We start from the raw sequence: 15,950 nt of genomic DNA on the forward strand, positions 1-15,950 counted from the left end.
GGCCACTGTCTCTATGTATTTTTCTCCGAAAAAATACTGCCCCGGAAACACTGATGAAGTGACACAATGGTGAATTATGAAGATGAAACTGGATCATTATGAGAAAGCAGAGAAAATCAAATCCCTGGTGAGTGCTCTTTAAGCAGTATCAGCTCACTGTCAGCCTTGCGCCTCCAGCAACGGACTCACCGGAACTCTCCTGCAATCTGGATCGGGTACGCCGGAACTGTCTGGCGGAGGAGAATCCTGCCGCCAGCGCAGCTTTCTCGATTCCTTCTCCTTGTTGCAGGCGTTGCCCTGCGACCGCTACACGTAACTGTTGCTGATATTCATGTACAGAGATCCCCAGATAACGACGAAACAGCCGGGTCAGATGGCGGCTGCTGATATGCACGCGCTCCGCCAGCTCACTCAGCGGCCAGGTCTGTTCAGGGTGCTGACTTAACAAATCCTGAACCTTATGAATAGCCGGATGCAGGTGATTGCGGTAACGCAGCCACGGAGATAATTGCGGATCATCGCCGGAACGCCGGAACCAGACCACCATTTCCCGGGCCACTTCAAGCGCCTTACGGGGCCCGAACATCCGGCTAATCAGGTGCAGCGAGAGATCAATCCCTGTGGTGATCCCGGCACTGGTCCAGATCCCCCGATCTTCTATAAATACCCGGTTATCCAGCACACGGGAGTGGGGAGCCAAATCCCGTAAACGGTCCAGCACCTGATGATGTGTGGTACAGGCCACGCCATCCAGTAATCCGGAGCGGGCCGCCAGCAATGCCCCTGCACAGATACACACCAGTGTCACGTCTCCGCGACGGATGGCGGCCTGTTGTGTGATCAGCCAGTTTCCGGCTTCTCTGGCTGCTGTCTGTTCCAGTTGCCAGGCTGAATTTTCCACCCCGGGGATAATCAGTAAACTCCCGGTCGGCAACTGTTCCGGCAGGGGAACAATATCGCTGATGGTCATCTGCGTGGAACTCACCACCGTTGAACAGGGGCCGGTGTACCGCAGTTCGATTTCCGGACCGGCCAGCCGCAGAGTTTCCGCCGGACCGGTCATATCCAGAGCCATCACTCCTGGCAGGGTCAGAAACCAAACCGTTATCGCCATCGTCGTTACTCCACAGGATAGATATCAGGATTATTCGCTAAGTATCTGCAGGCATTCATCTACCGAACAAATTCGCGCAAACCTGCCATTCAGAACCAGTTCAGTTCGTCGAACAATCTGTTCAGCAGAATAAGTGACACCCAGCCACTGCATGTCGAATGTCAGGGTCGCTTCGCTGACAAACAGCACCTTAAACCCTAAGTCGCTGGCCACCCGCGCAGTGGTCTCACAACATTGCTCCGTCCGGAGACCGCTAATCACCAGTTGCTCCACCTGGTGCTGTTTCAGCCATTCCAGCAGCGAAGACTCCGTTAGCGCATTATGCACTCTTTTCTGTACACTGACTGCGGCATTGTGGTTCAAAAAGGACATCCGCTTAACATAGCCGGACTCCGGCGCAAACGGCCCGCTACTGATATGAAACACATCAACTACCGGTAAATCGAGTTGCTGGCACCCGGCGATAAGACGGGTTAACTGTCGGGAAAATTCAGGAAATTCGTCGTCTGACCAGAAATCCCGGTGTAAGAAAGAGTCCTGAACATCGATGACGAGTAATGCGCTTTTCATATCCACTCCTGGCGGCTGTGAGGTTCTGCCGACAGTATCACTGCGATAGCCACAGAAAATAATGCCAAATCGGGACATCCTTACGCCTGGAGCAGACCAGTTTGTGGTTCACAGTGAAAACCCCGCCCAGCGCCACAGAATAATCACCGCAAACAGAATCAGTATGCCGCCCGCCAGTCGTTCCAGTCGCCAGAGAATCCCGGATAATCGTTGCCTGATACTCTTCAGCCCGAGTAAACCCGCCACACCTAAATCCCAAAGCAGCACGACCATCACCATCCATACCCCACAACTAATTTGTTGCAGCAGCGTGATATCCTGGCCAGTCACGCTGGTCAGTAATGCCAGGTAGAACAATGCATTTTTGGGATTCAGCGCGGAAGAAGCCAGGCCACTAAAAAACTGGCGGGAAAATGAGGGACACTGCCCGGTCACAGTTTTTGGCAGACGACTATCTGGCTGACTTCGGGATAATTGCCAGCCTGCCCACAACAGATATCCGGCACCGGCCAGTTCTGTCAGGCTATACAGCCACGGGGTATGGCTCAGCCCACTCCAGCCGGCAATCGCTAATACAATATATCCGCCGTTACCGGCCGCAATTCCACAACAGACTCCGGCACTGCCGCGCACCCGGTAACGGAGAGCATAACTACTGAGCAGAAAAAAATCGGGACCGGGGCTGAGCAATGCCACAAAGTGGGCCAATGCCAGTAACCAGAAATGGCCAGGAAACAGTTGATGTAACAGTGACATGATAACCTCTGCAAATAAATACAGCGGTCATCCTATGAGCCAGATAAGATCAGGTATTGTCAGATATTGATCGCTCTGTAACATATTGGCCTGGAGTGGCGGCCATATAACTGACAAACATCTTGTGAAAATGGCTTTGGTCAGCAAACCCGCTGAGATAGCTGACTCCGGCAATCGTATCTCCTTCACGCAGCCCGGCTTTTGCCAGCTCCAGCCGCGCCTGGGTCAGATAACTGCCAGGGGTCATACCGGTATCACGCCGGAAGGTACGAATCAGCGTCTCTTTACGTAGCGAAAACTGAGTTGCCAGTAAATCCAATCCCGGGGGCGCTTGCAGATTTGCCCGGAGCTGCTGTTGCAACCCTATACTGGTCTCTGATAATTCGGCATCAGTCTGCCAGCACAATCCGGGTAAATCGACTAAGAACTCTGTCACCTGACGGGTAAGCTGGCTGGCAGATACAGTGGCTGAGTGCTCAACAATCTGCAAATAACGCCTGAATAATTGCGGATCACGGATAACCGGCAACTCACTACACAGCAACGGTGTATTATGCGTCACACTCATCTGCTGCCGACACCAGACACTGTTCAGGTACAACATATGATAACTGCGAGGCTGGCTTTCCAACGGGTTACAGCTGTGCATTGCGCCGGGCGGTATCACAATCAAATCGCCGGGCTGCAGAACCCACCACTGTCCGTTCAGCTCGCAGCAGGTTTGCCCGTCGGTAACGGCACCGACAGATAATTGCGGATGATAATGGCTTCTGTAAGCCTGAGTGCTGCGTGCCGTGGAGCGTAATTCAAACCAGGGGGAATCTCTCCTGCGGCGAAACTGCTGACTGATGGCCTTTACCTTGCTCATAACCCTGCCTGAATCCTTGAACAGACCGTCAGTATAGGAGCGCATTCAGAAATTTTCATCGTAAAATCATCTCCTGCGGCCCCTCTGGACACGCTCACCCGCGAGAGTTCCGGTCGCCAGCTCCCGCGCAATAATGATTAAAATAAGTCATCATTTTATCCGCATTCTGCCCCATTGTATCCCCCTTGCGAACATCAATCCGGTCGGTTCAACCCACCCACCGATTAGACAAATCGGCCCACGCTTCTATACTTAAATTATTCTGAAGATTGTGACCATCGGGTCAGACTGGCCTCTGTTGTTTAAGAGGTTGTTCAGGCAGAGGCCGGACCCGGCTGATAAACTCAAACGGAGGAAATATGGTTCAGAAGACAACAATTCATGCACAGTCGCAAACACTGCCAGGCAGTGATGCAAAACTACAACCCGAAGCCTTGTTTATTCGTGAGGACTACCGGGGAAGTGGTAAGCTTGCAGGAAAAGTTGCACTGATTACCGGCGGTGACAGTGGTATCGGTCGGTCTGTAGTCCAGCATTTTGCGCGTGAAGGGGCTGATATTGCACTCACCTGCCTGCCAGACAGTGAAGATGAAGCCAGAGATGCCAAAGTGGCCCGGCAACTGGCTGAGCAGGAAGGTCGTAAATGTGTGGTTTACCCGGTGGATCTGCGCAGTGCCGAAAACTGCCGGCAGTTAATTGCCAGTGTGGTCAGTGAATTTGGTCAGCTAAATATTCTGGTGAATAACGCAGGTACTCAGTATCCGAATGAAGATATCACTACCCTGAGTGATGAGCAGTGGATAAATACGTTTGATGTGAATATCCACTCCATGTTTTTTCTGACCAAAGCCGCGATACCTCACCTCAAAGAAAACGACAGCATTATCAATACCACCTCAGTAAATGCCTATATCGGCCCTGAAATTCTGCTGGACTATACAGCCACCAAAGGTGCCATTGTCAGCTTCACCCGCGCCTTATCAAATCAGATTGTCAGTAAGGGTATCCGGATTAATGCCGTGGCCCCGGGTCCGGTCTGGACTCCGCTGCAACCCGCCACTCTCGGTCACTATAATCCCGAATGGCTGGAAAATTTTGGGCACGAAACCCCAATGGGACGAGCCGGTCAGCCTTCGGAGCTGGGTCCTGTGTATGTATTTCTTGCCAGCCAGGATTCATCGTTTATCAGTGGCCAGGTTCTGCATCCGAATGGCGGAACCATGGTCGGCGGTTAGCCGTAAATTCTCGTTTTCGTGGGATGGCATAGCGCACCCACGACCGGTGTCTGAGAGGTGCCTGCCAGAGCGTGCCCTCAGACTAATGCCCGATACCACTGATTAACAGAGGGAATGATGCTATTTACTCATCTGACTGACAGCTGGCTAAGCAAACCTTATCACCATGACTGGCTTGAAAAAGAGAGCCGCAGACTCATGTCATTTTACCGTCGTTCAAAACACCCTGACGCCGGTTTTGCCGCACTGGACATTCACGGCGAGCTGCCTGCAGACAGCCAGCCAGACACTATGCTGACCGCCAGAATGACACACTGTTTCGCTATCGCCAGCCTGCAAGGGGAACCGGGTGCCGGCGCCCTGGCCCAATGGGGCGTGGAGGCTCTGCTGGGGCCCCTGCGTGATTCAGAGTATGGTGGCTGGCTGGAAGGTAAACCTGAGCAGACTCCGGACGGACGGAAGCAGGCTTACCTGCACGTTTTTGTGACCCTCGCCGCACTCAGTGCGTCACTGGCAGGGACAAAGGGTGCCAGCCAGTTGCTGGAACAGGCAACTTCGGTCATCGACAACCACTTCTGGTCGGAGGAAGAAGGTTGCCTGCAGGAAAGTTTTAACCGTCAGTGGCAGGATCCGGAAGATTATCGGGGCGGTAACAGTAATATGCACGCGACCGAAATGTTTGTTCAGCTGGCGGATGTTACCGGTGACAGTCGCTGGCGTCAGCGTGCGCTGTCAATTGTGACTAAAATCATCCATCAACATGCCCGGGCTAACCACTATCTGCTGGCCGAGCACTTTACCGCTCAATGGCAGGAATGGCATGAGTATAATAAGGACAAACCTACCGACGATTTCAGGCCTTATGGTGTGACTCCGGGCCATGCCTGTGAATGGTCCCGATTGTTGTTACACCTTGAAGCCGCATTGCTGCGACACCAGGAAACGACTCCAGAATGGCTGTTAGAGGATGCAAAGGGTCTGTTTGAGGCCGGGATAAGTTACGGATGGCATGTCGATGGCGCCCCGGGGATGATTTATACTCATGACTGGCAGAAAAAACCGGTGACACAGAATCGTCTGCACTGGACGGTGGCTGAAAGCTGTTGTACCGCGGCCAGCCTTCTGAAACGTACCGGTGATATGACCTATGAAAAGTGGTACCGGACATTATGGGACTATATCGCCAACTATCTTATTGATACCCGACACGGCAGTTGGTGGCATGAACTGGATGCCCACAATCAGCCTTCGTCGGTGGTCTGGTCCGGCAAACCAGACCTGTACCATGCCTGGCAACTGACCCTTAACAGCCGTCTGCCACTGGCCCCCACTCTCGGCACCGCTGTCAAAGCCGGGTTAGACAGGATATAACGCACTGAGGCTGGCCCGGCGGCGGCGACAGCAGCCAGGTCAGCGTTATTTTTTCGCTTTGCGAACCCTTTCCGCCAGCCCTTTCAGGACATAGCGCAGTACCTGGTCGCCACATTCGCGGTAATTTTTATGGCCTTCTTTACGAAATAACGCACTGAGTTCGTTTTCTGACATCGCGAAATCAACCGATTTCAGGATTTGCTGTAAATCTTCAGTTTTCAGCTCAAAAGCTACCCGCAGCTTCTTCAGCATCACGTTATTTGTCACCCGCTTTTCAACTTCCGGTGCAGGAAAACGCGGGTCACGGCCACGCCGGTAGAAAATCAGTCCATTAAGAAAATGCGCCATTACTTTATCATTACACACCTGATAACCGGCATCTTCTTCCTTCAGCAGATAAGCATGCATTTCCTGCAGGCTGACTTCAGCGCCGCCGGAGATCAAAATCTCCAGCATTTTTTCATCACGCAGATCAAGCATATATCGAACACTGCGTAAAACATCATTGTGCATCATAGTGGTAAGTTCCTGCCGCGCTCAGGCCATAGGCCGCAAGCTGTTTACGTTCATCCGGCGGGCATTATACAAGTCTGCCGGGCCGGGTCGCCTGTTAGTTGAAAAAATAGCGAAATAAACCCGGGTCACCGCAGAACCTGGCGGGGAAGTAGCCCCGCCGTCAGGCTGACTCGCCGAGGGCTTTATTGACCGCGGGCATCACCTTGTCGGCCAATAGTTCGATAGAACGGGCCACTTTTTCATACGGTTGCCCACCAATATCCAGTTGAGCCATAAACCGGCGATGACCAAACAACTCATGAACCCGCAGGATCTTATCGACTATCTGTTGTACCGAACCGACATAAACCGGCCCCTGTTCACTGGCCAGTTGCAGATAATCATTATAGTCCGGGGTCCAGCCATGCCGGCCGGCCGGCAGATTATTGCCTATATAATGAGAGTAATAGGGGAAGAATCCCTTCAACGCTTCCTGACTGGTCTCTGCCACATGAAAATGACCGGACACCGCCAGTGGCAGTTGCTGACGGGTAAAACCCTGCTGTTCACCGGCGCGATAGTAGCTTTCTACAAACGGCAGATGAGCGGCCGGTTTGCTGCCAATGATTGCCAGATTCAGCCCCAACCCGTACTTCGCCGCCCGCAGGGCGCTGGCCGGGGTACCTCCCGCCGCAATCCAAACTGGCTGTGAGTTCAGATGGCGCGGTATGATTTCGGCCTGTTGCAAAGAAGAACGAAAATTTCCCTGCCAGTCCAGAGGACGCTCGCCTTCTGCCACAATCTTTAACAACAGAGCCAGTTTTTCCTCATACAGTGCCTCATAATCGTCCAGTGAATAGCCAAACAATGGGAAAGACTCGACAAAAGCGCCTCGCCCGACCAGCAATTCCGTACGGCCATGACTGAGCTGGTCCACGGTGGAATAAGCCTCATATTCGCGCACCGGATCGGAGGAACTGAGTACTGTGACTGCAGTGGTCAGACGAATATTACGGGTGACAGCGGCCAGATGAGACAGTAACACCATCGGTGCCGATACGGCATAGTCAAACCGGTGGTGTTCACCAATACCAAACACCTGTAATCCTGCCTGATCGGCCAGCCGGGCAGCGGCAACAATCTCCTGCAGACGCTGATGAGCGGCAGTACTACCCCGCTGATTTCCGGCCAGATCACCGAAAGTGTAGACACCAAATTCCATCATAGTCACCCTGTCGCAGATACGTGGCAATAATCGTCAGGATACGTAGAGTACCTGGCAGTCAAGGGGGGAGTGTAGCGGAGACAAGGGTATGGATTAAGCCATCTGCAGGGAATTCATTATTTCCAAAGGGGAAACAATATCCCGGCAGGCGTCGTAGCTGCGAATGACAAATGTTCCGCAGAGAAATCAGAATCAGTGGCCGGTAACCGCACGGTTAATGGTATCCAGTACCTGGTGCATCGCCTGCACATCCACCTGCCCCGGGGCCGAAGGTACACCGATCATGCTAAAATTTAGGCGTAAATGTATTTCAATAAAATTAAATACCCGATATTTTAGAAAAAATTCGTCCAGGCCGCAGATATTGGTATAGCCAAAACCAGGGCTGGCAACATATTCGCCACCGGAAAATGTTTAATTCCGCAAATTCTAAATCCGGTCGCAAACATTAACACGCCACCCACCGCCGAAAAGTCTGCCTGCATATTGGCTGTAGTTAATGGCAGAATATATATCGCACCATATGCCAGCAGTAACTGAATAATCAGCTGTGGAACTGCCACAATGGCTACCGCAAAACCTAAAGAAGTGGCAAAAATCGCCGAGGTGAACAAATCCAGTAATGATTTCGCAATTAACACACTGGAATCCCCGGTCATTCCTTCATGCATTGATCCAAATATCCCGGTCCCGCTGGCACAAAACAGCACAATGATAGCCACATAACTTTGCAGAAACGCTTCCTGAGACTGTTGATCGCTGCCTTTGGGAGCAAATAATATCTCGACTAACCCTTTGGCTTTTGCCCCCAGCTTACCAATACCTTTTTCCAGATAAACCAGTTCACCCGGTAATGAGCCCAGGATGACAGATAACACCATCACCGGCATATGTGACAGCTTAACCACCAGTACCACGCCCATACACATCGAGGCGGCACCAAAAATCTGCGGCATACTGGTCCTAATGCGTTCCGGTAACCGGGTACTTAATACCGCACCCACAATACCACCGACTAAAACCGCAGAACCGTTAATACGCAGAACCGTTAATAAAGGGTCCTATTATCATTTATTATTACTCCCGCTTATTGCTGCTATCGACTCTCCCCAGCGCGGTAAATCGGCACAGTCCACACCCAGTAATCCCAGAGAACGGGCAGCACTATGAGCAATGATTTCTTCAACGCTTTGAGGACGAGCATAAAGTGCAGGCACCGGTGGAAAAATGATTCCTCCCATCTCTGTGACCTGCTGCATATTGCGTAAATGCCCTAAATGCAATGGCGTTTCTCTCGCCATCAAAACCAGTCTCCGGCGCTCTTTAAGAATCACGTCTGCGGCTCTGGTGAGTAAATTTTCGGTCATGCCTGTCGCAATGGCGGCCAGGGTATGCATCGAACAGGGGGCCACAATCATGCCATCGGTCCGGAATGAACCGCTGGCAATCGCTGAGCCCACAGCGCGGAAGGGGTAGACCACATCAGCCAGTGCCAGCACATCCTCTTCACTGAGAGTCGTTTCCTGCTCGCGGTTAAGGTGCGCTGAAAGGGAAATCACCACATGGCTTTCCACTCCGGCTTGTCTCAGATAATGCAGTATCTGTACTCCGTACGAGAAACCGGAAGCACCACTGATACCGACGATCACCCTTCTTTTTGCTGTTGTCTGTTGAGCAGACCCTGACATTTTCTTCTCCTCAGTCCATGATTATTTAGCGCTGAAACCCGGGATAAAACGATTCACATCCACTTCAAGGAATGCACTGCGCTGGAACCGGTCCTTCATATCAAAAGGTACGGTACAGTCGAAGATTGTTTTACAGGCAATACCATGACCACGGACAGAGTGACTAAATTCCGGATCGTTAGACGGATCTAACGGATGGCAGCGTACGCCAGGAATAAAAATGGTACTGACATCGCCCTGGTAGCGGGTGGTCATCGCCCACATCACGTCATTCATATCGTAGATATCGACGTCATCATCCACCAGAATCACATGTTTCAGTTCGATAAAGGCAGAGAATGCCAGTAAGGCAGCCTGCCGCTGTCTGCCTTCGTCGGAAGGGATGTTTTTTCTCACTTTCAGAACCGCCAGGAATTTACCGGTACCTGGTGATGGACAGTGAACTTCCTGAACAAATCCGGGTAATGCCCGCTCAACTAACTGCAAAATACTGGCTTCGGTCGGGATACCGGCCAGGTTGGTGTGTTCATCGCTTGGGCCGATACAGGTTTGCAGAATCGGATGTTTGCGGTGAGTAATGGCTTTGACTTTAATCACGGGTAATGCCGCATTCGCCGGTCCGGTGTAACCCGGAAATTCAGGCATCGCTTTGCCGGTATTTGAATTCTGGTCTTCACGCACGGTCACACCAGGCAGGATTTCCCCTTCGATGACCACTTCAGCATTCGCAATCCCGAAGGCACCTTTAACAGAAACCGCTTCGGTCAGCTCTACCGCCTGTTGACGCAGTGCTCCGGCAATCGACAATTCGTCAAAGCCCAGTGGAGTCGTAGGTGGCTCAAAGCAGGCACCGATTTCAATAGCCGGGTCAACACCGATACTGATGGTGATGGGTAACGCTTTACCGGCAGCTTCGGCTTTTTTACGGAACACATCCAGGTGGCGGCCGGGAGCAAAGTACATGGAGATTTCATCTTTGCTTTGCACGCACAAGCGGTGAATGGTGACATCGTGCTCACCGGTCTCAGGGTCAGCGGCATAGCACATACCCAGAGTGAAATACGGACCGGCATCTTCCGGAGTATTGGTCGGTGCTGGCAGAATTTTCAGGATATCGAAGTCAGGATCGGTAGCCCGATGAACCACTTCCTGGCATTTTGCCTGTGCATTTGGGATGACCACAGGAGCAATTGGAGTCGCCACTGCATCCTTCAGCATAAATGCCAGTTTTTCTGGTTCAGTACCGAACAGGCGGGCTACGCGTTTACGTGATGACAACAGGCCAATCAGCACCCGCATATCATCGTAACCTTTAATTTTGTTGAAGATCATCGCCGGGCCAACACGGGTAGGACGCTGGACGGTACCATGTGCACCGACATAACGATAAACCCCGGATAATTCGGCAATAGGATCGACCGGTTCATCGGTATAAATCAGTTCGTCGTCATACTGACTTAAGACTTCAATCGCACTTCGTAAGTCCGTTACTTTTTTCTGGTTATCTGTCATGGTAAAACCTCTCAGACTGATGTCATCGGTAAGAAATCAACGGCAAAAAATCTCAGGTATGTCATTATCATCCCTCAGGATTTTGATCAGTACCTACTGACCTGCGTCGATTTATTTCCCGTCCAGTCTCTGAATTTTGGTGATTATTGTCTAATCACAATAACCGTATTTTTAATAAGTAATCGTTATCAGAAACACCCCGGAGAGCGGCATGGAATACCGGCATTTACATGCATTTGTGGTCCTGTCTGAAGAACTTCATTTTGGCCGGGCGGCAGGGCGACTTAACATCGCTCAGCCCGCCCTGAGTCAGCATATTAAAGCGCTGGAACAGGAAACCGGACTGCATCTGTTTAAACGCGACCGGCGAAATGTGGAACTTACCTATGAAGGTCAGCAATTACTGCCGCAAGCCAGTCTGGCGCTGAGTCACTTCTCTCTATTCCGCGATCATGTCCGTATTCTGAAACAGGGGCTCAAAGGAAATTTAACTCTCGGTTATGTCGGCAGTTCGATTCTCGATCCGGCACTATCAATGTTAATTAACAGTTACCGGCAGCATCAGCCGACGATGGGTATCACAATTGAAGAACATAGCGTTGACGGTCAGATATCACGTCTGCTGAATGATCAACTTGATGCGGCATTAATTCGCTCACCGGTGCCCAGGATTCCGGAACTTGATTACCTGGATGTGGTGACCCGATCAATGATTGCTGTGTTACCGGCGGGCCATTCACGGCTGAAACAACCCTGCCTCACACTGGATGAACTGGCGGATGAAACTTTTCTGATTCAACAGGACCCTCCGGGGATTGGTCTGGGCTGGACCGTGATTGAAGCCTGTCGTCGTGCCGGAATCACCCCACGACAGGTCATGCAGACCCGCGATGTGTCGGTGGCCTGCGGGTTGGTATCCATGGGAATGGGTGTGGCTATTGTACCGGAAACACAGCGCTCGATTCTGATTCCGGGGATAGGCTACTGTGAACTGAAAGATAAGCAGGCCACCACTACCCTGACGATGGCCTGGCAGCGCCGTCGCTATCATCATGCACTGAAGGACTTCATTATGTTTGTGAAAGAGGTCTCCGGGAAAAACCATTACTGATCAACAGGCTTTTCGCACTTTCCTCCGGGAAAATCCAGCCAACAGGATTTTGCATTTTGTGATTATTGCCGGTATAACCATCGTCGCACCCGATTTGGATGTCTGTACGTATAGAAGGTTATATGCAGGTGGATACCACAAACGCGCCACTGAAGCGCACTATGAAATCCCGTCATCTGGTGATGTTGTCACTGGGTGGGGTCATCGGCACCGGATTATTCTTTAATACCGGTTACATTATCTCTTCCACCGGGGCGGCCGGGACATTGCTGGCCTATCTGATCGGCGCACTGGTTGTCTGGCTGGTGATGCAATGCCTGGGAGAACTGTCTGTTGCTATGCCGGAAACCGGCGCATTCCATGTCTATGCCAGCCGTTACCTTGGCCCTGCCACCGGCTACACCGTGGCCTGGCTCTACTGGCTGACCTGGACGGTGGCACTGGGCTCAAGCTTTACTGCCGCCGGTTTCTGTATGCAATTCTGGTTTCCACAGGTCCCGGTCTGGATCTGGTGTCTGGTGTTCTGTGTACTGATTTTCGGGCTGAATATTGTCTCCACCCGCTTCTTCGCCGAAGGTGAATTCTGGTTTTCACTGATTAAAGTCTTCACTATCGTCCTGTTTCTGGTGCTGGGTGCCGCAGCAATGACAGGGGTTCTGCCAATGCACGACGGCAGTCCTGCCCCCGGCCTGCATAATATTACCTCACAGGGCTGGTTCCCCCATGGCGGACTGCCGATTCTGATGACCATGGTGGCGGTTAATTTCGCTTTTTCCGGCACAGAGCTGATTGGGATTGCCGCCGGTGAAACCGAAAATCCGCATAAAGTTATTCCGATCGCTATCCGTACAACCGTGGTCCGGTTGATTATTTTCTTTGTGGGTACCGTGTTCATTCTGGCGGCACTGATCCCGATGCAACAGGCAGGTGTCGAGAAAAGCCCGTTTGTACTGGTGTTTGAAAAAGTCGGTATCCCTTATGCGGCCGGTTTTTTTAACCTGGTGATTCTGACAGCCATTTTGTCGGCCGCCAACTCAGGATTGTACGCTTCAGGCAGAATGCTCTGGTCACTGGCAAATCAGAATACACTGCCCAAATGCTTCACGCGGCTGACAGCGCGGGGGGTTCCGCTGACCGCCCTGTCCGTCAGTATGCTGGGGGGAATTCTGGCCCTGGCCTCCAGCGTGATTGCCCCGGACACGGTGTTTGTCGCCCTGTCCGCAATTTCAGGTTTTGCGGTCGTCGCCGTCTGGCTGAGTATCTGTGCATCGCATTTTGTGTTTCGTCGCCGCCATTTACAGCAGGGGAAATCTGCAACCGAATTGCTCTACCGCGCCCCCTGCTATCCGCTGGTGCCGGTACTGGGCTTTATTTTATGCCTGATCGCCTGTGCCGGGCTGGCTTTCGACCCGGATCAGCGCATCGCCTTATGGTGTGGTATTCCGTTTGTCGCGGTATGCTATCTGGCTTACTTTATTACCCGCCGACTGAAAAATCGCGGGACACCATCAGCGCAGGAGAAACAGTATGCCGCAAAATAATCCGTTACCCTTATCCGGTAAACATCAGTCGTTTCTGCTGCTGGACGGTGCGATGGCGACCGAGCTGGAAAACCGTGGTTGCGACCTGACCGATAGCCTGTGGTCTGCAAAACTGCTGAGCGAAAATCCTGAGCTGATAAGCCAGGTCCATTACGACTATTTTAGGGCCGGGGCACAGTGCACCATCACCGCCAGCTATCAGGCCAGCCTGCCAGGATTCGCCGCCCGCGGCATCTCCGCGGCTGATGCTCAGGCACTGATCCGCCTCAGCGTCACCCTGGCCGCGGATGCCCGCCACCGTTATTTATCGGAATCTCCGGAGGCCGGCCCGTTACTGATTGCGGGTTCGGTCGGACCATATGGGGCTTTCCTGGCTGACGGTTCTGAATATCGCGGGGATTATCACTGCACAGCGCTGCAATATCAGGAATTTCACCGCCCCAGGTTCGCTGCGTTGCTGGAAGCGGGTGCTGACCTGCTGGCCTGTGAAACTCTGCCCTCTTTTGAAGAAATTCAGGCCCTGGCTGAACTGCTGACTGAATTTCCCCGGGCCCGGGCCTGGTTCTCGTTTACCCTGCGCGATGCACAGCACCTGAGTGACGGCACACCGCTCAGCGAGGTGATTGCGTTTATCGAATGTTATCCGCAGATAGTCGCCGTCGGGATTAACTGTATCGCCCTGGCCGATACCACCGCCGCCCTGAGATATCTGCAGACACTGACACCTCTGCCACTGGTCGTTTACCCTAACTCTGGTGAGCAATACGATGCGGTGAGTAAACACTGGCACTCTGCAGGAGAAGGTTGCGCCAGTCTGGCGGAGTATTTACCTGACTGGCTGGCAGCAGGAGCCAGGCTGATAGGAGGTTGTTGCCGGACGACCCCGGCAGATATCGCTGCCCTGAAGCAATTACAACATCAGGACAGATAAGGGTATCCGCCCCGGTGTCCGGCTTCTGGCCTGACACCGGGGCTCCGGTTACCGCTGATGGCGTTTAAGAAAACGCTGACGTACCGGTTTCAGCACCAGCAATGCCAGAACTGCGGTCACAACGTCCAGCGTAATTGCGCTGCTGAATACCGGCATCCAGCTTTGGGTATGCTGATACAGCATCGCCGCCAGTGGCCCGCCTATCACCGAACCGACGCCCTGAGAGATGTACAGACAGCCATAGTTGGTGGTGGCATGCTGTGATCCGAAAGTATCTGTCAGGGTTGCCGGGAATAATGAAAAGATTTCGCCCCAGCCAAGAAAAACTACCCCGGATAACAGGACAAATAATACCGCATCGTGTCGGCACATCAGCCATAGCGTCATCGCCACAGCCTCCAGCGCAAAGGCAATAAACATGGTCTGTTCACGGCCGAGTTTATCCGAAATAAAACCAAACAGAGGCCGTGTCAGACCGTTGGTAAAACGGTCAATGGTCAGGGCCAGTGGCAATGCGGCCATACCGGCAATCACGATATGGCTGACACCAAAATCACGGGCAAAGGTCGCCATTTGCGAGGTGACCATCAGTCCGGAGGTTGACATAAAGGTCATCATAAAAAACATCAGCCAGAACAGCGGCTGGCGCAACATCTCACCGGCGGTAAACTGCTTCTGCCGTACAGAACCCCCACTCACCACTTCACTGGCGACTGAGACCGGAGCCTGCTTCAGGCCCTGACTGGCCAGTACCCCAATCACAGCAAACAGCAGCCCAAATGCGGTCAGAGTCATGTTCAGGCCATGCTTCTCCAAAGTCAGCGACACAGGGAAAGTAGTGACAATCGCCCCCATGCCGTAACCCGCCGCGACCATCCCGGCGGCAAAACCCCGTTTTTCCGGAAACCAGCGCACGACCAGCCCGACCACGCCGACGTAGACAATACCGGTACCCAGTCCACCGATACCACCATACACCAGATACAACATGGCAATACTGTGTACCTGAGCCGTTAATACCCAACTGAAACCAGACAACAGGGTGCCGATAGCAATCAGTTTTTTGGCGCCAAAATAGTCCACCAGCTTGCCCTGAAACGGAGAGAAAAAGGTTTGCAGGATAATCAGCAACGAAAAAGTGACCTGCAGTTCCGGCAACCCGACTGAAAACTGTTCCATCATGGGTTTAGTTAACAGGGTCCAGACATATTGCGGGCTGGAAATTGATGCCATGCAGATCAGACCAAATGCCAGTTGTTTCCATTTTTCACTGGCCGACACGCCGTCTCTCCCGGCGATTTCAGACGTATAAAGGCTCATACTCATCCCCCTGGGGTATTTTAATTTTTAATCGTCAGGAGAAAGCAATTTATGTGCCAGCCGTCACAGCAGGTAAACCCGCTTACCGGGCGGGCTTTATCGCTAAGCGCGATAAATCCTGACTGTTCGGGTGCAGAGGAAGGCAAAGTCTGGTGCAAAGGAGGCTAAGCTTTAGTGCAGCAGGTAAGCCGCAAAACCGTCGGGGACTAGTGA

Annotated in this window: 15 protein-coding genes; 5 read left to right on the top strand and 10 right to left on the bottom strand. The window is 52.5% G+C overall.

All coding sequences use genetic code 11. The features are described 5' to 3' along the window. Positions 1-148 precede the first annotated feature (148 nt). The 4 genes from B3Z23_RS02475 to B3Z23_RS02490 all read right to left on the bottom strand — a co-directional run bounded on the left by B3Z23_RS02475 (position 149) and on the right by B3Z23_RS02490 (position 3,308). Complete coding sequence (locus B3Z23_RS02475) at positions 149-1,114, bottom strand: GlxA family transcriptional regulator (RefSeq protein ID WP_294901148.1); 966 nt, start codon at positions 1,112-1,114, stop codon at positions 149-151. A gap of 30 nt (positions 1,115-1,144) precedes the next feature. Further along, on the bottom strand, positions 1,145-1,684 hold the full coding sequence (locus tag B3Z23_RS02480) for an isochorismatase family protein (RefSeq protein WP_294901151.1): 540 nt from the start codon (positions 1,682-1,684) through the stop codon (positions 1,145-1,147). 108 nt (positions 1,685-1,792) lie between these two features. Beyond that, positions 1,793-2,440: a LysE family translocator gene (locus B3Z23_RS02485; RefSeq protein WP_294901154.1), complete on the bottom strand. Its 648-nt coding sequence runs from the start codon at positions 2,438-2,440 to the stop codon at positions 1,793-1,795. A 49-nt stretch (positions 2,441-2,489) separates the two neighbouring features. After that, complete coding sequence (locus B3Z23_RS02490; RefSeq protein WP_294901157.1) at positions 2,490-3,308, bottom strand: helix-turn-helix domain-containing protein; 819 nt, start codon at positions 3,306-3,308, stop codon at positions 2,490-2,492. A gap of 359 nt (positions 3,309-3,667) precedes the next feature. Here B3Z23_RS02490 and B3Z23_RS02495 point away from each other — a divergent pair, with 359 nt between their 5' ends. Together B3Z23_RS02495 and B3Z23_RS02500 are read left to right on the top strand one after the other, a co-directional pair. Beyond that, on the top strand, positions 3,668-4,543 hold the full coding sequence (locus B3Z23_RS02495) for an SDR family oxidoreductase (RefSeq protein ID WP_294901160.1): 876 nt from the start codon (positions 3,668-3,670) through the stop codon (positions 4,541-4,543). A gap of 114 nt (positions 4,544-4,657) precedes the next feature. Then, positions 4,658-5,914, top strand: a complete 1,257-nt coding sequence (locus B3Z23_RS02500; protein ID WP_294901163.1) for an AGE family epimerase/isomerase — start codon at positions 4,658-4,660, stop codon at positions 5,912-5,914. 45 nt (positions 5,915-5,959) lie between these two features. On the opposite strand, the gene B3Z23_RS02505 is transcribed toward B3Z23_RS02500, so the two are convergent. The 5 genes from B3Z23_RS02505 to B3Z23_RS02525 all read right to left on the bottom strand — a co-directional run bounded on the left by B3Z23_RS02505 (position 5,960) and on the right by B3Z23_RS02525 (position 10,834). Beyond that, complete coding sequence (locus B3Z23_RS02505; RefSeq protein ID WP_294901166.1) at positions 5,960-6,430, bottom strand: DUF1456 family protein; 471 nt, start codon at positions 6,428-6,430, stop codon at positions 5,960-5,962. 160 nt (positions 6,431-6,590) lie between these two features. Next, a complete protein-coding gene (locus B3Z23_RS02510) occupies positions 6,591-7,634 on the bottom strand; it encodes an LLM class flavin-dependent oxidoreductase (RefSeq protein ID WP_294901169.1) in 1,044 nt (347 codons plus the stop codon). Positions 7,635-7,969: 335 nt separating this feature from the next. Further along, positions 7,970-8,677 carry a DUF554 domain-containing protein gene (locus tag B3Z23_RS02515; protein WP_414716451.1) on the bottom strand — a complete coding sequence of 236 codons (708 nt, stop codon included), beginning with the start codon at positions 8,675-8,677 and terminating at the stop codon, positions 7,970-7,972. Positions 8,678-8,701: 24 nt separating this feature from the next. Continuing rightward, positions 8,702-9,322, bottom strand: coding sequence for a UbiX family flavin prenyltransferase (locus B3Z23_RS02520; RefSeq protein ID WP_294901171.1), 621 nt, complete (start codon positions 9,320-9,322; stop codon positions 8,702-8,704). A gap of 21 nt (positions 9,323-9,343) precedes the next feature. Then, complete coding sequence (locus B3Z23_RS02525; RefSeq protein WP_294901174.1) at positions 9,344-10,834, bottom strand: UbiD family decarboxylase; 1,491 nt, start codon at positions 10,832-10,834, stop codon at positions 9,344-9,346. A gap of 211 nt (positions 10,835-11,045) precedes the next feature. Between B3Z23_RS02525 and B3Z23_RS02530 the strand changes: the two genes are divergently transcribed. The 3 genes from B3Z23_RS02530 (at position 11,046) to mmuM (ending at position 14,417) form a co-directional block, all read left to right on the top strand. Continuing rightward, a complete protein-coding gene (locus B3Z23_RS02530) occupies positions 11,046-11,945 on the top strand; it encodes a LysR family transcriptional regulator (RefSeq protein WP_294901176.1) in 900 nt (299 codons plus the stop codon). A gap of 122 nt (positions 11,946-12,067) precedes the next feature. Next, positions 12,068-13,486 (top strand): S-methylmethionine permease, encoded by a 1,419-nt coding sequence (mmuP, locus tag B3Z23_RS02535; protein WP_294901434.1) that lies wholly within the window; start codon positions 12,068-12,070, stop codon positions 13,484-13,486. Next, positions 13,473-14,417: a homocysteine S-methyltransferase gene (gene mmuM, locus B3Z23_RS02540; RefSeq protein ID WP_294901178.1), complete on the top strand. Its 945-nt coding sequence runs from the start codon at positions 13,473-13,475 to the stop codon at positions 14,415-14,417. Before mmuP ends, mmuM begins: the two co-directional genes overlap by 14 nt. A 48-nt stretch (positions 14,418-14,465) precedes the next feature. On the opposite strand, the gene oxlT is transcribed toward mmuM, so the two are convergent. After that, positions 14,466-15,737 carry an oxalate/formate MFS antiporter gene (gene oxlT / locus B3Z23_RS02545; RefSeq protein WP_294901181.1) on the bottom strand — a complete coding sequence of 424 codons (1,272 nt, stop codon included), beginning with the start codon at positions 15,735-15,737 and terminating at the stop codon, positions 14,466-14,468. Positions 15,738-15,950: the final 213 nt, after the last annotated feature.

It is taken from the genome of Tatumella sp. UBA2305, assembly GCF_002345795.1.
Classification (GTDB): Bacteria; Pseudomonadota; Gammaproteobacteria; order Enterobacterales; family Enterobacteriaceae; genus Tatumella; species Tatumella morbirosei.